Origin of the sequence: Pseudomonas extremaustralis, assembly GCF_900102035.1 — a bacterium.
Classification (GTDB): domain Bacteria; phylum Pseudomonadota; class Gammaproteobacteria; order Pseudomonadales; family Pseudomonadaceae; genus Aquipseudomonas; species Aquipseudomonas extremaustralis.
The window spans coordinates 4,718,422-4,741,598 of record NZ_LT629689.1 but is presented as its reverse complement, the minus strand read 5'-3'; the positions used below and the strand labels follow the sequence as shown (position 1 = coordinate 4,741,598).

Genomic DNA, 23,177 nt, shown 5'->3' with positions numbered 1-23,177 from the left:
ATGTCCTCGTTAGCAGGCAATAAAGGCCACGGGCAGATCGCGGATCTGTTCGCGCAGCGGCGGCTGGTAGTGGTCGTTGCTGGTCAGTTCGTGCAGCAGTTCTTCACGCAGTTGGTGGAACTCGAAACTGCTGCGCTGGCGCGGATGGGCCAGGGCAATGTCGACCACCTGCTTGATCCGTCCGGGTCGGGGTTCCATTACCACCACGCGGTCGGCGAGGAAAATCGCCTCTTCCACGTCATGGGTCACCAGCACCGTGGTGATTTTGGCGCGCGTGCGGATCGCCAGCAGCTCGTCCTGCATCTGCTGGCGAGTCAGGGCGTCGAGGGCACCGAAGGGCTCATCCAGCAGCAGGATGCGCGGGCTGGCCACCAGGCCCCGGGCAATCGCCACCCGTTGCGCCATCCCGCCGGAGAGTTGGTGGGGGTAGGCCCGGGTAAAGTCGGTCAGGCCGACCAACTCGATAAAATCACCGATGCGGCGGTCGCGTTCGGCTGTGCTGAGGGGCTCGTTGACCAAGCCCAGGCCGATGTTTTGCGCGACGGTCAGCCAGGGGAACAGGCGGTGCTCCTGGAACACGATGCCGCGCTCGCCGCCGATGCCGTTCACGGCTTTGCCGTCGACCTGGATCTCGCCGCGAAACTGCGTGTCCAGGCCAACCAGCAGGCGCAGCAAGGTGGATTTTCCACAGCCGCTGGAACCGACAATCGCGACAAATTCACCTTCGGCGATGTCCAGGTTGAATTCACGAATGGCCTCCAGCTCGAAGCCGTCGACGTCGAAGGTCTTGCCCACGTGGTTGAAGCTGACGATAGGTGCGTTCATGCGTGTCTCCAGCGGGTTGCACGGGTTTCGATGCGTTGGCCGATCAGGTTGAGGGCCGCGCCGGTGAGGCCGACCAGGAGCATGCCGCTCATGATCAGGTCCATGCGCAGCAGTTGCTGGGCGCCAATCATCAGGCTGCCGATGCCGCCGTTGGACGGCATGAAATATTCAGCGCCGATGGTGCCCAGCCAGGCATAGATCAGGCTCAGGCGCAGGCCGGCGAAAATGCCCGCCGCCGCCCCCGGCAAGACCAGGCGTTGCAGCCGTTGCGCCAGCCCCAGGCGCAATACTTGCGCCGCCTCGCTGAGCTGTGGCGACAGGTTCAGCACGCTGCGTTGGGTGGCGATAAACAGCGGGAAAAACGCGGCGAGGGCGATGAACACCCCTTTGGCCAATTCCCCCAGGCCGAACCAGGCTGTGAGTAGTGGCACCCAGGCGAAAATCGCGATCTGGCGCAACGCAGCCAGGGTCGGTCCAAGCAGCCGCTCACTGCGCCGCGACAGTCCCAGCCAGAGGCCCAGGGCAAAGCCCAGGCCTGCGCCCAGCAGTAACCCGCCCAACATGCGCGCCAGGCTTTTACCCAGGGCGCCACTCAGGCTGCCATCGAGCACGCCGTGCGCGGTGGTCAGCAGCACCGCCCAAGGGCTGGCAAGGATATTCGCGTCCACCCACCCCTGCACCGCCGCCACCTGCCACAGCGCCAGCAATAACAGTGGCAACAACCCTGGTTGCAGGCGTTGCCAGCCGTGATAGCGCGGGCCACGACGAATCTGCGCGGTGGCCGGATGCGGCCAGTGCACCCACGTGCGGTCCAGCCAGCCGATACCGCGATCCATCGCCACGCCCATCACGCCGATCACCACGATGCACACAAAGACGATATCGAGCATGAACAACTGCCGCGCCCAGACCATCAGGTAGCCGATGCCTTCGCTGGACGCCAACAGTTCCACTGCCAGCAACGAGGTCCAGCCAGCGGCCAGGGCCAGGCGCACCCCGGCCATGAACGCGGGCAGGGCGGCGGGCAGGATCAGCCGGCGGATCAACAGGTGCGTGGGCAGGCGCAGCACGCGTGCCGCTTCACGCAGGTTGGGCTGGGCATCGCGTACGCCGACCAGTGTGTGCAGGGTCACCGGTACCACGATCGCCTTCACCAGCACGACCAGTTTCAAGGGTTCGCCGATGCCGAAAAACACCATGAACAGTGGGATCCAGGCCAGGGTCGGCACTTGCGCCAGTGCACCGAAGGTGGGGAACACCAGGCGCTCGGCCCGCGCGCTGAACCCCAGCAGGGCACCGAGGACGGCACCGGCGCCGATACCGGCCAGCAGCCCCCAAAACAAGCGCTGCAAACTGATCGCCAAGTGACTCCACAGCTCGCCACCCGCCAGTTCCACGGCGCTGCTCCACACCAGGGAGGGTGGCGGCAGAATTTGCTCGCTCATCCAGTGATTGCGGCTGGCCAGCCACCACAGCGCAAATAGCGCCAGCGGCAGCAGCCACGGCAACAGGCGTTCACCCAGGTTCGACCCGCGCAGCGCGGCGCCCCTGGCGGGGGCCGCAAGAGGCAGGCTCAAAAGTGAAATTCGGGCCATGGAGGACCTCCGTTGTCGTCGAGGGCGTTATGTGATTTCGATCTTACAAAATAACAATCAAGACTATTAAGGGATAAGGGAGACCATTTAAAGCCTGGGCACAGCACGCATCCAATGCATTCCGAGAATATTTTCGATGCTGTTTATGCATAACCCTCTGGGCCCGGCGTTTTGATTCGCATAGTTCTAAAAGTTATTAAATTGTGAATTTATAGTATTTAAAGTTTTTATCAGGCTGTGCGTACTTTCTGTCTCCCCAGGCGACCGTCGCCCATCAGGAGCTGCGCTTATGAAACTGCCCTTCAAACGTCTGATCACCTTGCTCGCGGGCACCGCCCTGGCCGGGCTGGTACAGGCGGCCGACCTCAAGGAAATCCGCATCGCCGTGCCCGACCTCAGCGCCGGCAGCCAGCACAGCGGTGGCGGTATCACCGATGTGTTGCGCCAGCAGCAGATCTTTGAGAAGGCCTTTGCCGACCAGGGCATCAAGATTCAATGGAATTACTTCAAGGGCGCCGGCCCCGTGATCAACGAAGCGTTCGCCAATGGCCAGGTGGACCTGGCGTACCTGGGCGATCTGGCAGCGATCATCGGCCGCTCCAATGGCCTCGACACCCGATTGCTCAGTGCCTCGGCGCGCGACATAAAACAGTACCTCGGCGTGGTGCCGGGTTCCGGTATCAAGACTTTGCAGGACCTCAAGGGCAAGCGTGTCGCGGTGTTCCGTGGCACGGCCAGCCAACTGTCGTTTGACAGTGCGTTAGCCAGCCAGGGCTTGAGTGAAAAGGACCTCAAAGTCATCAATCTGGACTTCAACGCCGCCGGCGCAGCATTGGCGGCCAAGCAGATTGATGCGACGTGGGGCGGCGCGAACCTGAACGCATTGCAAGCCAAGGGCCTGGCCGAAATCCCGCTGACCACCAAGGACCTCGGTGGCGCAGGTAGCGTGCAGTCGGTGCTGGTGGGCAGTGGCAAGTTTGTCGACGAGCATCCCGAAATCATCACCCAACTGCTCAAGGTCCCGCAGCAGGCGGTGCAATGGTTGACCGACGACAACAACAAGCAGGCCTATATTGATCTCGTCGCCGGGCTGGCCAGTTATCCACCGGTGATCCTGAGCAACGATTTGAAAAACGAGAAACTCAGCGCGTTGTTCCCGTCGACCCTAGACCCGGTATTCCTCGGAAAATTGCAGGATTCAGTGGACCTGGCCTCCAAGGAGCGGCTGATTCGCAAGTCGTTCCAGGTGAGTGATTGGGTGGCCCCGAACCTTTCAGCGGCGGGGCTCTAGGCACGGTTACACCGCCAGGCTGACAGCCTGGCGGTCCACCTCCACCAACGTCTCGATCATTGCCTTCGCCGCTGGCGACAGGCGCGACCCGGTGCGGCTGACGATGCCGCATCGAGCGCTCATGGTTTCCATGTTCTGCGGCAGGTTGCGCCAGTGCAGCAGCGCCAGCGAACCCTGGGCGATGTCTTCGGCGAACGCTTCTTCGGTGCCTACGCCAATGGCATTGGACTGCAGCACGATTTTCACCAGCGTGGGGAAATGCTCGGTCTGGATACTCGGTGAAAAATCCACGCGCCCGCTCAGGTTGGCCAGCAGCTTGCGAACGCCCTGGGAAATCAGCGGCGACGCCAGCGGGTAGTCGAACATGTCGTTGGTCGACAGGCTGTCCTTGGCCAGCAGTGGGTGCCCGGGCCGGCAGAAAAACACGCCGCGCTTGGGGGTCAGCGCGCGGGTCTGGAAGTTCGGGTCGGCCTCGAACTGGCGGATGTCGGCGATAAAGAACTCGATTTCTTCACGGCTCAGGGCGCGGCTGAGTTTTTCCCAGTTATCCACCTGAAAACTGGTGCGGATTTTCGGGTGGGCGGTGATAAAGCGCGCCACCGCATCGGGCACCAGTTTCACCGCCGGTGCCGGGCCGCAGCCGAAGCGCAGGTCACCGGCATCGAGCTTGGTCATGCGTGTCACTTCACTGCTCAATAAGGCCGCGCCATGTACCAGGCTCAAGGCATGTTGCAGCACCACCTGGCCTTCGGGCGTGGGGCGCAGATCCTTGTTGCCGCGGTCGACCAGCACGCAGCCGAACTCTTGTTCCAGCCCCTGGATACTGCGGCTGAAAGCCGGTTGGGTGATGCCCATGGCGTCCGCCGCGCGAACGAAACTGCGGTGTTCGTTAAGGGCGATGAAGTACCGCAGTTGGCGAAGATCCATATGCTTTCCCGGCATCTTAAAAATAGGTCGAAGGCATTTGCGACCGAGGGAGCTGCGGTTTTAAATGCAAGCTCTTATTCCGTCAACGAAGCATTGGTTAATTTGCTAGATCTAAAATGCATATGCATAGAGCGTTGCCGGAACGCATTCCCACCATCAGCAGGCACATGAGGGTCATCACTATGAGCAATGCCGTATTAGCCGTTCAACCCATCGCCCAGGCTTTGGACATTCATCCGGTGGCCGGTCGTATCGGTGCCGAGATCCGTGGCATCAAACTGTCGGGTGGGCTGGACGCCGCCACCGTCGAAGCCATCCAGCAAGCGCTGGTGCAGTACAAAGTGATCTTCTTCCGCGAGCAGGCCCACCTTGACGACCAGAGCCAGGAAGCCTTCGCCCATCTGCTCGGCGAGCCGATTGCGCACCCGACGGTACCGGTGCGCGACGGCACGCGCTTCCTGATGGAACTCGACGGCACGCGCGGCCAGCGGGCCAATTCCTGGCACACCGACGTGACGTTTGTCGACGCTTACCCGAAAGCCTCGATCCTGCGGTCGGTGCTGGCGCCGAAGTCAGGTGGCGATACGGTCTGGGCCAACACCTCCAGTGCCTATAACGACCTCAGCATCGAGCTGCGTGCACTGGCCGACACCCTGTGGGCGGTGCACAGCAACGAATACGACTATGCCGCGCGCAAGCCCGATGTGTCGTTGGAGAAGCTGGAGGAATACCGCCAGGTGTTCACTTCCACGGTGTACGAAACCGAACACCCGGTGGTGCGGGTGCACCCGGTCAGTGGTGAGAAAACCTTGTTGCTGGGGCATTTCGTCAAGCGCCTGAAAGGCTACTCCCTGGCCGACTCCGCGCAGCTGTTCAACCTGCTGCAAGGCTACGTCACCCGCCTGGAAAATACCGTGCGCTGGCGCTGGAGCACCGGCGACGTGGCGATCTGGGACAATCGCGCCACCCAGCACTACGCCGTGGATGACTACGGCACCCAGGAGCGCATCGTGCGTAGGGTGACGCTCAAGGGCGATGTGCCGGTCGGCGTGCAGGGGCAGCGCAGTCAAACCATCAAGGGGCTGTGATCACCACACCCCGATCTGCACGATCTTCTCCGCTTGCGGCTCACCGTAGCGAAACCGTTGGCCACGCACATTGATCTCCGTGTGGCTGATGGTGGTGCGCCGCTTCAGTCCGCGCAGCCATTCGAACAGATAACCCAGGTGCGTTTCGCGCACTTGGGCATACGCCGGATCGGCGCCCAGATCGTGCAATTCCTGTGGGTCATTTTCCAGGTCGAACAACTGTGGGCGGAAGCCGTCGTACGCAAGGTACTTCCAGCGCTCGCTGCACACCATGGTCATGCGGCAACGATCAATAGGCTGCCCCAGGCGCTCACGAGCGGGGGCCTGGAAGGCGTAGTCGTATTCGGCGATGGCGTAGCGGCGCCAGGCACTGTGTTCGCTGTGTAACAGCGGGATCAGCGAACGACCTTCCAGGCGATGCTCGGCAGCGGGCAGGCCCAGCGCGTCGAGGAACGTCGGCAGCGCATCAATGGTTTCCACCAGACGCTCATCCACCGTGCCACGGCTGATATCTGCACTGGGGCGCGGGTCGCGCACGATCAATGGAATGCCCACGGCAGGCTCCAGCAAGAATTCTTTTTCGCCGAGGAAATGGTCGCCGAGGAAGTCGCCATGGTCGCTGGTGAACACGATCAGCGTGTCATCCCAGCGGTCGTTGCTTTGCAGAAAATCGAACAGCCGCCCGAGTTGATCGTCGATCTGTTTGATCAGGCCCATGTACGTCGGAATCACCGTCAGCCGCACTTCGTCGCGGGCGAAGTTGAGGCTCTCCTGATGTTGGCGAAATGCCTGGTAAACCGGATGATCGCTGGCTTGCCCAGGTTGAATCGGGGCCTGGATATGCTCCACGCCATATAACGCGTGATACGGCGCCGGGGCGATGTAAGGCCAGTGCGGTTTGATATAGGACAGGTGCAGGCACCACGGCTGCCCGGCCTGCTCCCGGATAAAGTCGATGGCGCGGTCGGTGGTGTAGACCGTTTCCGAATGTTCTTCAGCTACCCGTGCAGGCAGCCCGGCGTTGCGCATGTGCCAGCCGCTGAGCACTTCGCCGTTCTCACCTTCGGCGGCGTTGGCCCATTCATGCCACGGGTTGGTGCCGGTATAGCCTTGCTCGCGCAGGTAGTGCGTGTAGGGCGCGGACTCGCGTTTATCGTCGAATAGCGGGCTGTCGGGATAGAGGCCGTCGTGACGCACATAAGCCTCGAAGCCGACCTCGTTCAACGGTTGTGCCTGGGTGCTGTCGGGGTCGATATTCAAGCGCTGCAATGCATCAAGGTTCGGCGTGGCGTGGGTTTTCCCCACCAGCGCGGTGCGGATGCCGTGGGGGCGCAGGTAATCACCGATGGTCAGTTCTTCCAGGGGCAGCGGCACGGCGTTCCACGCCACTTGGTGGCTGCTGACATAGCGTCCGGTATAGGCCGACATCCGCGAAGGGCCGCAAATGGTGCCCTGGGTGTAAGCGCGGCTGAATCGCACACCGGCGGCCGCGAGGCGGTCGATATTCGGCGTCTGCAAATGGGCGTGGCCGTAGCACGACAGGTAATCGCGGCGCAGTTGGTCGCACATGATGTACAGCACATTGCGTACGGGTTGGGTTTGAGACATGGGGCTTCACCGAACGGAGGACAGAAGAGGTTTTTCGCCGTTCGAAGGGGGACTGGCAAGTGCATTTGGAGACTGGGTTTCATGCACTCGGTGCATGGCTCAAATGGCGACGTTCTCCAGTGTGTATACGTCTTCATCCTGCTCATCGACCTGCTTGATCTGCTCGATCATTGCCTCCGCTAGCGGCGATAAGCGATACCCGGCGCGACTTACGATGCCGTAGCGGGTATAGCGCTCCTCCAGATCTTCCGCCAGGCCCTCGATCCTTAAGCACACCAGTTCGCGCCGTGCCATGTGCAGCACATCGCTGTTGGCACTGACGATGCCGATGGCGTCCGAGCGCAACACCACCCCCATCAGGCTATAGCCGTTCTCGCACTCGACATTCGGCAGGTAATCGGGCCGGCCGCTGAGGTCGACGATGACTTTGCGCAGGTTCGGCGGGCGGATGGTCACGGCCAGCGGATAGCTCATCAGTTCGGCGGCGCTCACGCTGTCGCGGCGGTCCAGCGGGTGGCCGGCACGGCAACAGAAATACCAGCGGCGGGGGCGCAGGCGATGGGTGTGGTAGTCCGGGTTGGCTTCGAAGTGGCGCGTGTCGGCGACGAAAAATTCGAACTCCTCGCTCAGCAGGCGTTTGCTCAGGCTTTGCCAGTCATCCACCTGAAATTGCACCCGGGCCTTGGGGTAGCGCCCGATAAAACTGCCGATGGCACGAGGGATCAGCCCGGCCGCCGGCGCCGGGCCGCAACCGAAGCGCACCTCGCCGGCTTCCAGGCCATTGAACTGACTGATCTCGTTGGCCAGTTGCTGCGCCCCGCTCACCAGGCGCCGGGCATGCTCCAACAGGACCTGGCCTTGTTTGGTCGGTGCCAGATCCTTGCGGCCGCGATCCACCAACTGGCATCCGGCGCTGTGTTCCAAGGCCTGGATGCTGCGACTGAACGCCGATTGCGACAGGTTCACGGTCAATGCCGCCGCAACAAAACTGCGTTGATCGGCCAGCGCGATGAAGTGACGAAGTTGGCGCAAATCGATATGCATTTTTCACATCAAAAATATCGGGGAAATGCATTGGCTATGCATTAGGTCGACTCCTTATAAATGCTATCTCTTATGCAGTAAATGTTTGATAAAACATAAATAAATAACCTAATGGAATATGGGTTGATGGATATTTCCTGGTTCTGGAGTCGCTTATGAGTCTGTTGAAGTCCCCTGTACCTTGCTTGCCCTGGAGGCTCAAGCGCCTGCCTGTGGCGTTGTTGCTGGCCGGCAGCGCCAGTTGGTCGTCCAGCCATGCGGCCGAGGCAACCCCGCCCGCGCCTGAAGGCGAGAGTGCCAGCGGCCAACTTGAAACCGTCACGGTGACGGCCCGGCGACGTACCGAAAGCGCCCAGGACGTGCCGACCCCCATGAGCGTGATCGGTGGCCAGGCGCTGGAAAGCCAGCGGGTCTACCGGATCCAGGATTTGCAGCAGTTGGTGCCCAGCGTCAACGTCGCCTATATGCATGCACGCCAGTCCAGCGTGTCGATTCGCGGCCTCGGCAACAACCCGGCCAGTGACGGCCTGGAGGGCAGCGTGGGGCTGTATATCGACAACGTCTACCTCGGGCGGCCGGGCATGGCAGTGTTCGACCTGATGGACATCGAACAGCTGGAGGTCCTGCGGGGGCCGCAAGGCACATTGTTCGGCAAGAACACCACCGCCGGGGTGATCAATATCAGTACCCGAGCGCCGAGTTTCACCCCGGAGCGCAGCATCGAAACCTCCCTGGGCGAGGATGGGTACTTCCAGACCAAGGGCACGATTTCCGGCCCGCTCACCGATGAGCTGGCGGGGCGTTTTTCGGCCTACCGCACGCGTAACGACGGTGACATCAAGAATGAGTACGACGGCCACGATCTCAACGGTGGTTCACGCCAGGGCTTTCGCGGGCAACTGCTGTACAAGCCCAGCGAAGCGTTCAACCTGCGCTGGATCGGCGACTACAACGAAGAAGATTCCAGCGCCGGTACCCGCGTCCTGTACAGCACCGGGCCGACCATCAATGGCACTAATCTGTACGAGTCGCGGGCGAATGCGGCGGGGGCAACGCTGGTCGATGGCACCCATCGCAAGGTCAACCTGGACAACGACCAGCACGTCACCGTGTTCCAGGGCGGCACGTCCCTGGAGGCCAATTGGACGCTGCCGAGTGACTTCACCTTGACGTCGGTCAGCTCCTATCGCTTCTGGAACTTCACCCCGCGCAACGATGACGGCCTCAACGTGCCGGCGTCGTATAACGCCGGTGTGTCGGTGGAGGACAAACAGTGGTCCCAGGAATTCCGCCTGGCCTCGCCCACCGGTGGTTTCTTCGATTACGTACTCGGCGCCTACTACTTCGGCAACTCGCTGGATAACAAATCCTTCGCCTATTACGGGCCCCAGGCCGATATCTGGAACGGCACGCCCACCGGCGCCCTGGCCAATGTCAGCAGCGTTGGTAACGGGCACATCCGCACTGACAGTTTTGCCCTGTTTGCCCAAGGCACCTGGCACCTGACCGAGCGCCTGGACTTCACCGCCGGTGTGCGTGGCACCTACGAAGAAAAAAGCGCCTGGGTCACCCGCGACAGTCCCGTGGGCGGTGCGGCTGTCACGGGCGCCGCCGCGACGGCCCGACGGGGACGCACCGGTGCCTATGATTCCGGCGACCTCAACCAGTACAGCACCAGCCCTTCCGGTTTGTTGAACCTCAGCTATCGCTTCAATGAAAACCTGCTGGGCTACGCGACCTTGTCCCATGGCGAAAAGTCCGGCGGGATCAACCTGGCAGTGGGGTCCGCACCGATGGCCGGGGCCGACTCGTTGCTGGTGGGTACCGAGCGCGCGAACAACGCCGAGTTGGGTTTCAAAAGCACGTTGTGGGACCGGCGCCTGCAACTCAATGCCAACCTGTTCTGGACCCAGGTCAACGGCTATCAGACCAACGCCTACGACCAGGACAACCGCGTGCAGTACCTGACGAATGCCGGCTCTGTGCGCTCGCGTGGGGTTGAAGTGGAAAGCACCTGGGTGCCGATCAGGGGCCTGACATTGAACCTCAATGGCTCGTTTAACGACGTCACCTACCTGTCTTATAAAGATGCCCCATGCCCGCCGGAAATCAGCCTGCGCCCTGGTGCGCCAGCTTCCTGCGACCTGAGCGGCCATCAAGTGGTCGGTGCGTCGAAGTGGATCGCCAACGCCAACGGCGAATACAAGTGGAACCTGGATAACGGCTTAGAGCCCTACGTCACCGCCAGCTATGCCTTCCGCTCCAAGGCGGTGGGTACGGTCGAGGATTCCGACTACGGGCAGATTCCGGCCTACGCGGTGGTCAACCTGTCCACCGGCTTGCGCGGCAACTATGAGCAAGGGCAATGGGATGTGTCGTTGTGGCTGAAAAACGCCTTCGATAAAACCTACTACACCACCCTGTGGACCGGTGGGAATGGCGGTTATGAAGGGCTGTTGGGCGCGCCTCGCACATTGGGCGTCACCGGACGCTATGACTTCTAGGCGGCGCGGGGACAGCGTTTGCAACGCCAATTGCTCGATTTGTGCGCGAATAACCCGCTCTGAGCCATGCCTTTGCCGAATATTTTTTATGCCTGGAAAGCATCGAAAAATCGCGCCTCGGCGCCAGCCCACGCAGGACATGGCGTTGGCGTCTGTGGGTGTTTCGTTTATTCGGTTTAGGTCTATGTATAACTTTAAAGATTACTTTAAGAAATAAGCGTCTGACCCCGATGATTCAGACCTCGACAGCCGCTTTGGCCGGTCTGTCGGTTTTTTGTTTCAAAACCGTAGGGAGTGAATCAATGGGCAATGTCCAGACCACCGCCAGTGCACACGAGGCGCAGTGGCGCCAGGCACCGGGTGGTGAGTTGGTCGACCTTGGCCGGCCGCATCGCGCGCCGTTGGGGCAGTTGCGTTTGCAGAAAACCCCCAAGCGCTTTTCGAGCCACCGCGAGGGGATTCTGCTGGGCTTGCTGGTGTTGGCCCTGCACGGTGCGGTGATTTATTGGGTGAGCCAGAAGCCGACCGTTGTGCTGCCGATCGTGCCGCCGGAAATTCCGCCGATGACCATCGAGTTTTCCCAGCCGGCACCGCCGGTGGTGCAACCGCCACCGCCGGTGCAGCCACCACCACCGCCGCCCGTGGTCGAGCCACCGCCGCCGGTGGTGGATGAGTTGGCCGCCAAGCCGGCGCCACCCAAACCGATTCCAAAGCCCAAGCCGAAGCCCGTGCCCAAGCCTGAGCCGAAGCCCGCGCCCAAGGCCGTCGAGCAACCGCCCGCGCCGCCGACGCCGGCACCCCCGGCTCCCGCGCCGGCCGCATCACCGGCGCCCGCCCCGGTGACGCCTGCTTCGGCCAACGCTGCATACCTGAAGAACCCGGCGCCGGAGTATCCGTCACTGGCTCAGCGTCGCGGTTGGGAAGGCACAGTGTTGTTGCGGGTGCATGTACTGGCCAGCGGCAAGCCGGGTGAGATCCAGATCCAGAAGAGCAGCGGTCGCCAGCAACTCGACGACGCCGCCCTGACTGCCGTGAAGCGTTGGAGCTTCGTGCCGGCCAAGCAGGGCGATGTGGCTCAGGACGGCTGGGTCAGCGTGCCGATCGACTTCAAGATTCACTAATTATTCGGCTGCGGTGTGGTGCACACGCCGCGACCTGCACAGAGGGAAAACATCATGGCATTAGCATCTCCACTTGAATCCATCGAAAGCGCGGTGATCTGGCTGCTGGTGGTCTTTTCGGTCGCCACCTGGGGCCTGGCCCTGCTCAAGGGGGTGCAGTTCAGTCGCCTCAAGGCTCAGGATCGCAGGTTCCATAAACGTTTCTGGGCGGCGTCCAGCCTCGACTCGGCCGCCGAACTGACCGAAACCGAGCCGGGCGCCGCCGCCCGTGTGGCCCAGGCCGGTTACGCCGCGATCCAGGTCGGTGAGGCGCCGCACGCTGCCGATCTGAGCCAGGCCATCAATCACCAGGACCGCCTCGAACGCGCCCTGCGCCAGCAGATCGTGCGTGAGCGCCGCTCCCTGGAAACCGGCCTGGCCGTGGTCGCCAGTATCGGCAGTACTTCGCCGTTTATCGGCCTGTTCGGCACCGTGTGGGGCATCATGGAGGCGCTGAAGGGGATCAGCGCGGCCGGTTCCGCCAGCCTGGAAACCGTGGCCGGCCCGATCGGTGCCGCTCTGGTGGCGACCGGTGTGGGGATCGCCGTCGCCGTGCCGGCAGTGCTGGTCTACAACTATTTCCTGCGTCGCTTGAAGCTGACGGCTGCCGACCTCGATGACTTTGCCCACGACTTCTACAGCCTGGCGCAGAAAAACTCGTTCCGCGTGCTGCTGCACCCGGCGCTGAACAAAACCACGGCCGGCAACCCGCAAAAAGTGAAGGAGGCGTCCTGAAATGGCCTTCTCGACCCAAGACAGCGATGAGGTGCTGAGCGAGATCAACGTCACGCCGCTGGTGGACGTGATGCTGGTGCTGCTGGTGGTGTTTATCGTCACCGCGCCGTTGTTGACCAACGCGATCCCGATCAACCTGCCCAAGACCGAAGCCGTGGCCCCGGTGGAGCAGAAAGACCCGCTGGTGGTAAGTATCGACGGCGCCGGCAAACTGTTTATCAACAAGGACGAAATCCAGCCGGACCTGCTGGAATTCAACCTGCAGGCGGCCAAGGCCAAGGACCCCGATGTGCGGGTGCAACTGCAGGCCGATGATGGTGTGAACTACGGCGAAGTGGCGCGAGCCATGGCGTCTATCGAGCGCGCGGGGATTACCAAGCTGTCGGTGATTACCGCCCGTTAGTGTCAAAAGCCTCGACAATTTTTTGGCCGTCTCCTTGGCAGGGTGCGGCCTTTTTTTTGCCTGGGATTTACCCCAACCACTAGATCAGCGAGTCCAGGTCCAGCGGTCGAGGCTTGTCGGCCAGGCTGGCAAACAGTTCTTCGGCCGGGTCCGGCTCGGGGATCATTGCAATCTGCACCTGCAGGGTGTTCTCGCGCTGGTCCTTCCAGCGCGCCAACGCGATTTCAAGGGCGGGCGATTGCGCGGCGCTGCCGTACACGTCGGCAAGGCTCAGGTGGCTTATGCGCAGCCTTTCCAGGCGCTGCAGCGAGTGCGCAAGCTTGTCCGACTCGCGGGTCAGCTCAATGTCGGCCTGCAGGTAGTCGGCGTCGGTGAGATCGCGCTGGTTGTAGCGCATGTGCCGGGACTTTTCCTCAACCTTGAAGCGCATGGTCTTCAATGCCTGGTCCACCAGGGCGTATTCACGCTCAGTGACCAGCGTCCCGCGGGTTTCCTGGGTTTGCTGCCAACGCCGCAAGGTCGCCCAGGACAGCGGGATATAAGCGCGCGGGATGCTGTGGTCGCCCAGGCTCATGAGTTGGGTGATCCAGCCGTCGCGGTAAGGCAGGTCGCCATCTTTGGCCAGCGCGCGGGTGCAGGCGGCCTGCTCGATGGAGTCGCAGCCCGGCCGCCACAGAATCGACGACATTTCCTTCGGGTTGAACGGCACGAGCATGAAGTGATGCAACGTGCCGTGGTGTTGATAAGGCGCGCCGCCCACCCGCACAAGGCCGGCGACAAAGATCAAGGCGCCCAGCACCGGGTTGGTAATGAACATGGCCTTGAACCCGGGGATCCAGATGCTTCGTCGTGCGTTCATCCACGGCGCGGGGACGCTGGGGATCATGTCGTTGTTATTCACCGCGCGGTGGTGCGCCAGCGGCTCGGCGGCGGCGACGAAGGTGGCATCGCCCGTGCGGGGAGCACCGTAGGTATAGAGGAGGACGTCGTAATTGTTGTCCGTGGCGTTGCGAAGGGCTTCCGCCAGCAACAATGCGATTGCGCCGCCGAGGCTGTGGCCGCTGATGATGATTTTTTGTCCGACATAAAATCGGAATAGATAGTCCTGAATAAATTTTTTCAGCGCCTTATAGGCCTCGTAAAAGCCGCGATGGACTTTGCCTTTCCCCTCTTCGAAAGGCACTTGCGCCGCATCCACATCCCGCCACCAGTCGGCCAACTCCAGGGTTCCACGGATTGAAATCAGGATGACCTCATCATGGTGGGTAATGAATGCTTGGGTGCTCTTGGCGCTAAACCAATGGGTGCTGGTGTCATCGAAAAAGTGCAGCTTGGCGGGATGTTCCTGGTTTTCGCCCGGTTTGTTTTGCTCATACAGGGTGGGGTCGAACGGCAGGATTTCGAAGCGTTTCGAGTAAGGCACTTCTTCGTAGAGGGGATAGTAGCGGTGATTCGGCGACTGGGCATTGTCCACTTTCCAGCTTTCCCGGTAGTTCGAAAGTGCTTCGCCAAAGAAGTGACCGACGCTGGGGTCCAATGGAAAGCTGACCCTGTCCACCGGATCCTTGGCGGGGTGCTGGCCGAAATCGCAATAACTCAAGTTCGCCATGATCGCCAGTTGGTACAGGTTCAAGGCACAGAACTGATTGTCGGTCGAGAGCATGGGGCGGAACGCCCGCAGTGGACGCACCTGGAGCAGGGTGTGCCGGTTCGATAACAGCCCGACACCAAACGTCGCTACGGGGGCTGGACTGAACCTCAGTTCATTGAGCGCTCTTATCAGGATGTCTTCCGGCGGGTATTTACGGTCAATAATCGGCGGCGGTAGATGTGCGCTGTGTTTGACCAGGTCCCGGACTTCGACCTGGATGAACTCATCTCCCGGTTTTAGTGCGGGGTTGTGCTCGCGAGGGGAACCGTCTTTGTGGAAGAAGCGGGTTTGTTCGGCGCGGACTTGGAGTTCGGTGATGGGGAGTGGATAGGACGGGCGGGTCATCAAAAAACTATATAAATCTTCGCTTCCTACATACTCAGCGTCTAAATGAAGTACAACGGGCCCTCGATAGCAGTCTTCAACTTTGGCAAACCCATCGGCATCCAACCTGCCCGTATAGCGTTGCTCTGCACTGTCTTGAAGGGTATAGGCAAGGCCCGCATAGGGTTTACCATCACCGAACTCATCGACCAACTGAAAACTAATAAAGTGTCCCCTTAATGGGCAGGCCAGCATCTTGCTGCTAAAAAACGGCCTATCCTCATCTTTCATAGGTTCATACAAATTCATGATTAATGTCCTTTATTCAGTGCAGTTGGGATAGACGGTGCAGTCACGTCCGTCAGGCATTTTGAATGGTTTGAAATCCGTAGTATTTCCCCGGCAAAATCCATACAAATCGTCGAGTCCTTTACCCATGCAGCGTTTCCAGCCAGTTGGAAACTTAATCCAATTGTCGCCCACTGCGGGTAGTTCCTCTTTTGCCTCTGTCAGTATTAACTTCACGGTCCTGCCCGCTAACCCATCGCGCAGCATCGATCCACCCATCAGGCTTTTCTGGACGACACCATTAGCGTCGAGCGCCCGGCACTCGAGGACTTTGACGATGTACCGATACGGCCCCATCGTGCGAAACAACCACTGGCATTGACCCAGAAAGACCAGTGGCCCCGACGCGGGAAAAGGGCGAGTTGTTTCGGTGGGTTCATCACGGATGGATAACGCGCCCCTTTGCAAACCTATGTCCAGATCACGCTTGCCCCATTGCCCTTCGATATTCAGCACAACGCTTTTCAATACCCTGGAACACCCCTTTACCTTTTCTGTAAGTGGCAACTTGAGTTCAATCAGTTGTGTGCCCTTGGGTTGATCGCTTTTGATCACCTTATGCCCCGGACACGACTCGCCCGAGGCCGCGTCGTAATAGGTGGTGGCGCTTATCGTGAAGTTTTCCGGCAACTCGGCCTGGAAGTTTAAACTCTCGGTTTGCAGGAGTGAGCAGCCTGAAACTGCCCAGGCCATTGCGCTTATACATACGGCTCGCAAACATTGGTGAGTAAAGTGTTGTATGTGCATGATGTTTATTATTCTCCCGGCACGGGGTTATACGAACTCATTGTTTTATGTCCTTTATTCAGTGCAGTTGGGATAGACGGTGCAGTCACGTCCGTCAGGCATTTTGAAAGACTCAAGGAACTTGTATGGCTCGGTGCAGAACTCTTCGTTATTCGTTCCCCACAAACCCGTGCAGGGTCTCCAGCCCTTGGGCGTTTCGAGCCACCAGCCTCTGTAATAAGGCTTCTCCTTCTGCGCGACACTAAGCACCAACTTCACGGTCCTGCCCGCTAACCCATCGCGCAGCATTGATCCACCAGCCAGGCTTTTCTGGACGACGCCATTAGCGTCGAGCGCCCTGCACTTGAGGATTTTCCTGATAACCCGGTTCGGTCCCGAGGTGCGAAACAACCACTGGCACTGGCCCTGAAAGACCAGTGGTCCCGACGCGGGGAAAGGGCGAGTTGTTTCAGTGGGCTCATCACGAATGTATAAAGCGGCCTTTTGCAAACTCATGTCCAGTTCACGTTTGCCCCATTGCCCTTTGATATTCAGCACAACGCTTTTCAATACCCTGGAACACCCCTTTACCTTTTCTGTAAGTGGCAACTTGAGTTCAATCAGTTGTGTGCCCTTGGGCTGATCGCTTTTGATCACTTTATGCCCCGGACACGACTCGCCCGAGGCGGCGTCGTAATAGGTGGTGGCGCTTATCGTGAAGTTTTCCGGCAACTCGGCCTGGAAGTTGAAACTCTCGGTTTGCAGGAGTGAACAACCCGAAAGCAGCCAGGCCATGGCGCTTATATACAAGGCCCGCCGATAGGAGTGAGTAAGGTCTCGGATATGTCTCATAGGGATCCTTCTCCAGACCAGAACTTCACTTCATTGAGCAGGCGTTCGTAGTGAGCCTGTGGCGTTTCTCCTTCACGGGGCGCCCAGTTGTTGATGAGCGGCGGCTCGGTTTCAGTGAGTTTGCTGATGATCAAAAAGTGCACCTGCTCAGGGTCGGTCCATCCCCATTGCTGAGCGTATGAAAGTTGTTCGGTGAGCCAAGTGCTTGGGTCTTGACGCTGACTGAGTCGCCTCAGTTCTTCATGGTGTTTTGCCCACAGATAGCGGTAGTTATTGGAATGAAGTATTGCCATCGCCCGATCATCCGACACCGGCACGTTCAGCCAGCCCGGATCGGCAGGCAGCGGGTATTCACCGGGCGCGGGATTGTGGGCGACGTTCCACTGGCCACCCTGCCAATAACACACACTGATCGCCGGCCCCAGATACTCGGGGCGGGCTTCTTCAGGGATATGCGCCAAGGCACGGCCCAGTACGCGATTGTCGTGGAAGCGGTACAGCGCCCGGTGGGGCCGCGTGCCGATGATCAAGCGTTCGCGCCAGTGGCGGGTCAGCGCTGGCAGGTCGCCGTGGCGGATGCTCGCCAGCCAGCCCCAATTGCGCTCGGGCTCGTCGAGGAGAGGTTTGAGGCGTGCATCGCCAGGATTGTCGATAAGGAAGATGAACGGCCCCGCGTTGGCTAAATCGCTGATCGGCGTCTGGCTGTAGATGCAGCTGTACCGCTCGAGGTCATGGGGGCTCAACAAGGCTTGGCGAGCGACGAGTTCGCCTTCCGAGTCCAGGATCAGGCACAGGGTCTGGCCGAGTCTTAGCTGGTCGTCCATCCATTGGCGGGGGCAGGTCGTTGTCATGGTGTGATTCCTTTGGGCAGGCAAAGGCCGTTGCTACAGGCCGCGCACAGCGAGCAAAAATCGGTGTCTCTGGCTTTGGTCGTGGTCATCAGCGCGTGTTGGGTCGGGGCCAGCATCGGCAGTTCAGGCGGGGTCGCCAGGGGCGTGGTTTCCCCTGGCAGCACGGGGGTGGCAGGGGTTCCTCTGGCGGGCGCACCGCCGAGTCGAATGTCGGTGCTGCTGAAGATGCCGCCGGCGTCGATCACGATGTGCTGGCCGCCGGCCTTCAAGGTGATGCTCGCGCCGGCCTCCAGGATCAGATTGGCCCCGGCCTTGAGGTGCACCTCCTGGCCGGCTTCGGCCACCAGTGTCTGGCCCACCTGGGTGTGGCTGCTGTTGGCTACGTGCAAATGGTCATTGGCCTTGAGCTGGACTTTGCGGTCGGCGCTGACGGTGCGCTGGTCTTCGGCTTCCAGCACGGTAATGTTGTTGCCCTTGATGGTTTCCCGGCGTTCGTTACCCACTTCCAGCCGGCTGTCGTTTTCGACCTTATGCTCCATGTCGCGCTGGGCCCGCAGGTAGATCAGCTCCTGGCCGCTGCGGTCTTCGATCGACAGTTCGTTGTAGCCACTACTGGCGGGCGAGCTGCGGCTGCGCAGTACCGTTCTGGTCTTGTTCGCCGGCAAGGGGTACGGCACCGGCGTGAGGATGTTTGGCACACAGCCGGTAATCAGCGGATGGTCGGGATCGCCTTCCAGGTAGGTCACCACCACTTCCATGCCGACACGCGGGATGGTCACCGTACCGAAACGATACCCCGCCCAGTTGGAGGACACCCTTAGCCAGCAACTGCTCTTGTCGCTGTCCAGTTCGGCTCGGTCCCAGTGGAACTCGACTTTGACCCGCCCGTATTCATCGCAGAAGATTTCTTCCCCTGGCGGGCCGGTGACGCGGGCGGTCTGGCTGACCAGCACGGTTTTTCGCGTGATCAGCGGGGGGCGGTAGAACACGTCCCAGGGCGTCGCGCTGAAGGTATTGCGGTAGCCCTGGGTGAAGCCGTCTTCGGATTCAACGTCGACGGTGATCGACTCCTCCAGCACCTGAGGCTGTTTGCCCGTGTGCGTCACCTTGAGCAACAACCACAAATCGTTGTAGCGCTGGCGCGAGTGTTCGGTCAGTTTGAAGAAGTGACCGCTGCGCAGGAGCGGCTGGTCGCTTTCACCCTCTGCCAACTGGTAGTCGTGACGGTGCCGCTCCAGCGCCTGGAGGGCCATGCGTTTGGCGAGTTCTTGGTTTTCGTACACCACTGGGTATCGGTAGTCTTCGAGCTTGGGGCTGGACTCGGCGCTAGAGTCGCTTTCCAGCAACCGGCTCGGACGGTTCAGGTCATAGCCCCGGCGCGTGGTGGCGCTGGTGCGGGTGTTGAAGCGCATGGAGAACTGGCGGACCACCGGATGATCCACGGTCAGGCCAGTGTCATGTTGGTAGGGCGTGTCGCCCAATATGGGGAAATAGGTCTGATCCTCGGTGAAGACCAGCCGGTGGCCATCCTGGCTGTGTTGGTGGTGCCAGGAAATCCCTTCTTCGCTGCACAGCCTTTGGATGAACTCGAAGTCGCTTTCGCCGTATTGAGTGCAGTATTCGCGTTCCGGGTTGGTGCGGATGTGAAAGCTATAGGTATCGGCCAGGATGCCGTGTCCTTCGAGGACTTGGGCCACGATCTGCGGCACCGTCATCTGCTGGAAAATCCGCTGATTGTGGCTGAACTGCAGATAGTGCAGCGCGGGCACCAACCTCAGGTGGTAACGGGTCAGGCGTTTGCCCAGTTCACCCGCGCACGCATCTTCGATATGGCCGTGAATACCTTCGCCGTTCGGGCCGAACTCCAGGAACGCCGGCTGGTTGAGCAGACGCTCGAGCTCGAAATCACGGGATTCGCTGACGACCTCGACACGGATGGCGTACAAGCAACTGATGGCTTCGGTGCCATGAAACGCCAGCACCTTGAAGTCGTTGCGAACGGAAGGGATCTGCAGCGTGAAGTGCACAGCGTGGGCAGGCGCGAACATATGCTTATCCTTAAGACGAAAGAGTAAACAAAACGCGGAGCCCAGGCAGTGTCTGGCCTAAACGCGTTTAAACCTGCGGGCACGCTAGCAAAGGGGAAAAATAGATTGATGCAGGAAAGGCCTCGGAAATGCGTATGAAACTTCCGCAATCTACTGAGTTGCTTGGGCGAACATTTGTCGGAGGGTTTCGCGGGCAGGTCAGCGTTGTAGGGTGTAGGTGTTTTGGTTATTAATAAATAGCTTCTTATTCCTTAACGAATATATATGCCGTCCCTATACTGTCCAGCAACGCTAAACGCTGCAGGAGGGCACACCCATGCACAGCGAGTCGATTCGTTACCTGATCGTGCCGGGCTGGCAAGGATCGCCAGAAGATCATTGGCAGACGCATTGGCAGAACAGCCTGCCCAACAGCGCGCGCGTGGAGCAGGCCGATTGGCTGACCCCGCGCCGCGAAGATTGGGTGGCCGCGCTGGCCGAGGCTATCGCCGCCGACAGCACGCCGGTGATCCTGATCGCCCATAGCCTGGGCTGCATCACCGTGGCCCATTGGGCGGCTACCGCGCCATTGGCGTTTCTGCGGCAGGTGCGCGGCGCCCTGCTGGTAGCCCCGGCCGATGTCGAACGCCCGGCGTGCTCGCCGGCCTTGCGCAATTTCGCACCGATTCCCACCGACCTGCTGCCGTTTCCCAGCCAGGTGGTCAGTTCCGACAACGACAGTGCCGTCAGCGCCCCTCGGGCCATGGAACTGGCACGTAACTGGGGGGCCGAAGCCGGCATTCTGTCCGGTGCCGGTCATATCAATGTGAAGTCCGGTCACCAGCGCTGGGAGCAGGGCTTCGCTTACCTCTATCGTCTGCAAAGCCGTCTCGAGCATCACGCCCGGCGCACGGCCTGATATTTTTTCAACGCCCCGTCCCTGAGTGGATTGGGGGCGGGAGCCTGCCATGAGTCTGCATGAAACCTTCGGTCAGCCGCTGCTGACCTTTCCCGACGCCGAGAAAAGCCCGCTGAGCATCCGCGCCAAGGCCCTGGTGTTTGTCGACCCGCGTTCGCGGCAACTGCGCGAAGAACTCGAACACCTTGCACCGCGCAGCTTGCCCGTGTTGATTCGCGGCGAGACCGGCAGCGGCAAGGAGCTGCTGGCGCGGCATATCCACCGGGGCAGTGATCGCAGCGGTTTGTTTGTCTCGGTCAATTGCGGCGCGATCAGCCCCACCTACGCCGACGCCGAGTTGTTCGGCTACGCGGCCGGCGCCCACAGTGGCGCGGCCAGCAGCCGGGCCGGGTGGTTTGGCTCCGCCAACGGCGGCACCTTGTACCTGGACGAGATCGGCGACTTGCCGCTGCCGATCCAGGTCAAATTGCTGGCCGCCCTGGAAAACCATGAAGTCACCCGCGTTGGCGCCCATCAGCCCAGCCCGGTGGACGTGCGCCTGGTGGCCGCCACCAGCATCGACCTGGCCCAAGCGGTGGCGGCGGGCAAGTTTCACGAGCGCCTGTTCCATTACCTGAGCGAAGGCCAGCTGGATTTGCCAGCGTTGCGCGAGCGGGTCGGCGATATCTTGTCCCTGGCCGAATACTTCCTCGGCATCTACAGCCAGCGCCTGGACCTGCCGGTGCCGCTGATCAGCGACGCGGCCCAGCGGGTGTTGGAACGCCACAGTTGGCCGGGCAATACCCGCGAGCTGGAAAACGTCATTCACTTTGCGTTGCTGGTGAGCAGCGGCGACGAGATTCTGCCCGAGCATTTGAACCTGCCGGTGGCGGGCTCGCCGTTGGAGCAGGTGCAGCGCATTTTCGCTGCGGCGAGCCCTGACGAGCAGGAAGCCTTGCGCAGCTTTCTACATCAACAGTAGCTACATGAGCAAAATGGAATATCAACGTGAATAAAAGATATTGTTCGGGAATAAAAAATCTAGGTATTGTCGCTCCCACGCCGCGATAGCACATCGCTGGCACCCCATATAAGGACGGTCGCCACAGACGTCCCGCCATTCCGATAAGGACACTGCATGAAAAAGGTTCTGTTGTTTACCGCACTGGCGGCTGCCCTGACTGCAAGCTTCGCCCAGGCCGCCGAGAAACTGGTGGTGGCCGCCACCCCGATCCCGCACGCCGAGATCCTCGAACTGATCAAGCCGACCCTGGCCAAAGAAGGCGTGGACTTGGAAATCAAAGTCTTCACCGACTACGTTCAGCCCAACACCCAGGTGGCCGAGAAGCGCCTGGACGCCAACTACTTCCAGACCCTGCCGTACCTGGAAAACTTCAACAAGGGCAAGGGCACCAACCTGGTCACTGTGATCGGTGTCCACGTTGAACCCATCGGCGGCTACTCGAAGAAAATCAAGAAAATCGAAGACCTGAAGGATGGCGCCACCGTCGCTATCCCGAACGAAGGCTCCAACAGCGGCCGCGCCCTGTTGCTGCTGCAAAAGAACGGTCTGATTACGCTCAAAGACCCGACCAATGCCTTGTCCACGCCCAAGGACATCAAGGACAACCCCAAGCACCTGAAATTCAAGGAGCTGGAATCGGCCTTGCTGCCACGTGTGCTCGATCAGGTCGACCTGGATGTGATCAACACCAACTACGCCCTGGAAGCTGGCCTCAACCCAGCCAGAGACGCGCTGATCATCGAAGATGCCAAGTCGCCGTACGTGAACTTCCTGGTGGCTCGTCCGGACAACAAGGACAGCGACGCGATCCAGAAGCTGGCCAAGGCCCTGACCAGCCCGGAAGTCAAAGCCTTCATCGAGAAGAAGTACAACGGCGCAGTCGTGCCAGCGTTCTGATGTAACTCGAAACCCCTTCAGGTTTTAACGCCGACGGCTGATACAGCGTCGGCGTTTTTTATTGGGCTCCAAATACCCACCGCTAATTAGCGGGCATTGATGGCCCTGCGCAGCGCCACGAGCCACTTCACCAGCTCCTGCGGGTCAATCGGTTTGGCTTTGTTCATCGTTCATTCCCTCGACACACAGACCCACCAACCATAGACGCCTCCTGGCTGACCCGCGAATCCGAGGGTTATCTTTTTGGGTTGTCATCTTGAAAAATGGACTTCACCCCGCCGCCGCCCTCGTAGGAGCGAGCTTGCTCGCGAAAAACTGACAGGCAGCGCGGTTATCCAGGAGCGCTGCGTTATCGTTGACGTTTTTCGCGAGCAAGCTCGCTCCTACAGGGGGTATGCC

General features: G+C 60.5%; 19 protein-coding genes. 9 read left to right on the top strand and 10 right to left on the bottom strand.

The features are described 5' to 3' along the window. Window positions 1-9 precede the first annotated feature (9 nt). Window positions 10-825 (bottom strand): ABC transporter ATP-binding protein, encoded by an 816-nt coding sequence (locus tag BLR63_RS21740; RefSeq protein ID WP_010565398.1) that lies wholly within the window; start codon window positions 823-825, stop codon window positions 10-12. Continuing rightward, window positions 822-2,420, bottom strand: a complete 1,599-nt coding sequence (locus tag BLR63_RS21735) for an ABC transporter permease (protein WP_010565399.1) — start codon at window positions 2,418-2,420, stop codon at window positions 822-824. The genes BLR63_RS21740 and BLR63_RS21735 overlap by 4 nt, the downstream gene beginning before the upstream one ends. 289 nt (window positions 2,421-2,709) lie before the next feature. Between BLR63_RS21735 and BLR63_RS21730 the strand changes: the two genes are divergently transcribed. After that, complete coding sequence (locus tag BLR63_RS21730; RefSeq protein WP_010565400.1) at window positions 2,710-3,711, top strand: ABC transporter substrate-binding protein; 1,002 nt, start codon at window positions 2,710-2,712, stop codon at window positions 3,709-3,711. A gap of 6 nt (window positions 3,712-3,717) precedes the next feature. On the opposite strand, the gene BLR63_RS21725 is transcribed toward BLR63_RS21730, so the two are convergent. Then, window positions 3,718-4,638: a LysR family transcriptional regulator gene (locus BLR63_RS21725; RefSeq protein WP_010565401.1), complete on the bottom strand. Its 921-nt coding sequence runs from the start codon at window positions 4,636-4,638 to the stop codon at window positions 3,718-3,720. 182 nt (window positions 4,639-4,820) lie between these two features. On the opposite strand from BLR63_RS21725, the gene BLR63_RS21720 reads away from it, so the two are divergent. After that, window positions 4,821-5,726, top strand: a complete 906-nt coding sequence (locus tag BLR63_RS21720; protein WP_010565402.1) for a TauD/TfdA dioxygenase family protein — start codon at window positions 4,821-4,823, stop codon at window positions 5,724-5,726. Here BLR63_RS21720 and BLR63_RS21715 read toward each other — a convergent pair whose 3' ends face one another. Further along, window positions 5,727-7,334, bottom strand: a complete 1,608-nt coding sequence (locus BLR63_RS21715; RefSeq protein WP_010565403.1) for an alkaline phosphatase family protein — start codon at window positions 7,332-7,334, stop codon at window positions 5,727-5,729. A 99-nt stretch (window positions 7,335-7,433) separates the two neighbouring features. Beyond that, entirely contained in the window at window positions 7,434-8,378 is a 945-nt protein-coding gene (locus BLR63_RS21710) for a LysR family transcriptional regulator (protein ID WP_010565404.1), read from the bottom strand. Window positions 8,379-8,533: 155 nt separating this feature from the next. Here BLR63_RS21710 and BLR63_RS21705 point away from each other — a divergent pair, with 155 nt between their 5' ends. The 4 genes from BLR63_RS21705 (at window position 8,534) to BLR63_RS21690 (ending at window position 13,180) form a co-directional block, all read left to right on the top strand. Next, entirely contained in the window at window positions 8,534-10,882 is a 2,349-nt protein-coding gene (locus BLR63_RS21705) for a TonB-dependent receptor (protein ID WP_010565405.1), read from the top strand. A gap of 302 nt (window positions 10,883-11,184) precedes the next feature. Next, window positions 11,185-12,003 (top strand): energy transducer TonB, encoded by an 819-nt coding sequence (locus tag BLR63_RS21700; RefSeq protein WP_010565406.1) that lies wholly within the window; start codon window positions 11,185-11,187, stop codon window positions 12,001-12,003. Between the two features lie 54 nt (window positions 12,004-12,057). After that, window positions 12,058-12,777: a MotA/TolQ/ExbB proton channel family protein gene (locus tag BLR63_RS21695; RefSeq protein ID WP_010565407.1), complete on the top strand. Its 720-nt coding sequence runs from the start codon at window positions 12,058-12,060 to the stop codon at window positions 12,775-12,777. A gap of 1 nt (window position 12,778) precedes the next feature. Further along, window positions 12,779-13,180, top strand: a complete 402-nt coding sequence (locus BLR63_RS21690) for an ExbD/TolR family protein (RefSeq protein WP_010565408.1) — start codon at window positions 12,779-12,781, stop codon at window positions 13,178-13,180. 79 nt (window positions 13,181-13,259) lie between these two features. On the opposite strand, the gene BLR63_RS21685 is transcribed toward BLR63_RS21690, so the two are convergent. The 5 genes from BLR63_RS21685 to tssI form a co-directional block, all read right to left on the bottom strand. Continuing rightward, window positions 13,260-15,176: a lipase family protein gene (locus tag BLR63_RS21685; RefSeq protein ID WP_010565409.1), complete on the bottom strand. Its 1,917-nt coding sequence runs from the start codon at window positions 15,174-15,176 to the stop codon at window positions 13,260-13,262. Between the two features lie 300 nt (window positions 15,177-15,476). Then, window positions 15,477-16,196 (bottom strand): hypothetical protein, encoded by a 720-nt coding sequence (locus BLR63_RS21680; protein ID WP_010565410.1) that lies wholly within the window; start codon window positions 16,194-16,196, stop codon window positions 15,477-15,479. A gap of 108 nt (window positions 16,197-16,304) precedes the next feature. Next, complete coding sequence (locus BLR63_RS21675) at window positions 16,305-17,024, bottom strand: hypothetical protein (RefSeq protein WP_081480368.1); 720 nt, start codon at window positions 17,022-17,024, stop codon at window positions 16,305-16,307. 53 nt (window positions 17,025-17,077) lie between these two features. Continuing rightward, a complete protein-coding gene (locus BLR63_RS21670) occupies window positions 17,078-17,932 on the bottom strand; it encodes a DUF4123 domain-containing protein (RefSeq protein WP_010565412.1) in 855 nt (284 codons plus the stop codon). Next, window positions 17,929-19,980: a type VI secretion system tip protein VgrG gene (tssI, locus tag BLR63_RS21665; protein ID WP_010565413.1), complete on the bottom strand. Its 2,052-nt coding sequence runs from the start codon at window positions 19,978-19,980 to the stop codon at window positions 17,929-17,931. The genes BLR63_RS21670 and tssI overlap by 4 nt, the downstream gene beginning before the upstream one ends. A 316-nt stretch (window positions 19,981-20,296) precedes the next feature. Here tssI and BLR63_RS21660 point away from each other — a divergent pair, with 316 nt between their 5' ends. The 3 genes from BLR63_RS21660 (at window position 20,297) to BLR63_RS21650 (ending at window position 22,778) form a co-directional block, all read left to right on the top strand. After that, window positions 20,297-20,878: an alpha/beta hydrolase gene (locus BLR63_RS21660; protein ID WP_010565414.1), complete on the top strand. Its 582-nt coding sequence runs from the start codon at window positions 20,297-20,299 to the stop codon at window positions 20,876-20,878. A gap of 49 nt (window positions 20,879-20,927) precedes the next feature. Continuing rightward, window positions 20,928-21,839 (top strand): sigma 54-interacting transcriptional regulator, encoded by a 912-nt coding sequence (locus BLR63_RS21655; RefSeq protein WP_010565415.1) that lies wholly within the window; start codon window positions 20,928-20,930, stop codon window positions 21,837-21,839. 156 nt (window positions 21,840-21,995) lie between these two features. After that, window positions 21,996-22,778, top strand: coding sequence for a MetQ/NlpA family ABC transporter substrate-binding protein (locus BLR63_RS21650; RefSeq protein ID WP_010565416.1), 783 nt, complete (start codon window positions 21,996-21,998; stop codon window positions 22,776-22,778). Window positions 22,779-23,177 lie beyond the last annotated feature (399 nt).

Bases quoted from the DNA above. Each gene is read 5' to 3' on its own strand.
- BLR63_RS21685 (WP_010565409.1), bottom strand. From the start codon at position 15,176: ATGACCCGCCCGTCCTATCCACTCCCCATCACCGAACTCCAAGTCCGC.
- BLR63_RS21730 (WP_010565400.1), top strand. From the start codon at position 2,710: ATGAAACTGCCCTTCAAACGTCTGATCACCTTGCTCGCGGGCACCGCC.
- BLR63_RS21690 (WP_010565408.1), top strand. From the start codon at position 12,779: ATGGCCTTCTCGACCCAAGACAGCGATGAGGTGCTGAGCGAGATCAAC.
- BLR63_RS21655 (WP_010565415.1), top strand. From the start codon at position 20,928: ATGAGTCTGCATGAAACCTTCGGTCAGCCGCTGCTGACCTTTCCCGAC.
- BLR63_RS21720 (WP_010565402.1), top strand. From the start codon at position 4,821: ATGAGCAATGCCGTATTAGCCGTTCAACCCATCGCCCAGGCTTTGGAC.
- BLR63_RS21700 (WP_010565406.1), top strand. From the start codon at position 11,185: ATGGGCAATGTCCAGACCACCGCCAGTGCACACGAGGCGCAGTGGCGC.
- BLR63_RS21680 (WP_010565410.1), bottom strand. From the start codon at position 16,196: ATGGCCTGGGCAGTTTCAGGCTGCTCACTCCTGCAAACCGAGAGTTTA.
- BLR63_RS21675 (WP_081480368.1), bottom strand. From the start codon at position 17,024: ATGGCCTGGCTGCTTTCGGGTTGTTCACTCCTGCAAACCGAGAGTTTC.
- BLR63_RS21695 (WP_010565407.1), top strand. From the start codon at position 12,058: ATGGCATTAGCATCTCCACTTGAATCCATCGAAAGCGCGGTGATCTGG.
- BLR63_RS21650 (WP_010565416.1), top strand. From the start codon at position 21,996: ATGAAAAAGGTTCTGTTGTTTACCGCACTGGCGGCTGCCCTGACTGCA.
- BLR63_RS21725 (WP_010565401.1), bottom strand. From the start codon at position 4,638: ATGGATCTTCGCCAACTGCGGTACTTCATCGCCCTTAACGAACACCGC.
- BLR63_RS21710 (WP_010565404.1), bottom strand. From the start codon at position 8,378: ATGCATATCGATTTGCGCCAACTTCGTCACTTCATCGCGCTGGCCGAT.
- BLR63_RS21715 (WP_010565403.1), bottom strand. From the start codon at position 7,334: ATGTCTCAAACCCAACCCGTACGCAATGTGCTGTACATCATGTGCGAC.
- BLR63_RS21740 (WP_010565398.1), bottom strand. From the start codon at position 825: ATGAACGCACCTATCGTCAGCTTCAACCACGTGGGCAAGACCTTCGAC.
- tssI (WP_010565413.1), bottom strand. From the start codon at position 19,980: ATGTTCGCGCCTGCCCACGCTGTGCACTTCACGCTGCAGATCCCTTCC.
- BLR63_RS21670 (WP_010565412.1), bottom strand. From the start codon at position 17,932: ATGACAACGACCTGCCCCCGCCAATGGATGGACGACCAGCTAAGACTC.
- BLR63_RS21735 (WP_010565399.1), bottom strand. From the start codon at position 2,420: ATGGCCCGAATTTCACTTTTGAGCCTGCCTCTTGCGGCCCCCGCCAGG.
- BLR63_RS21705 (WP_010565405.1), top strand. From the start codon at position 8,534: ATGAGTCTGTTGAAGTCCCCTGTACCTTGCTTGCCCTGGAGGCTCAAG.
- BLR63_RS21660 (WP_010565414.1), top strand. From the start codon at position 20,297: ATGCACAGCGAGTCGATTCGTTACCTGATCGTGCCGGGCTGGCAAGGA.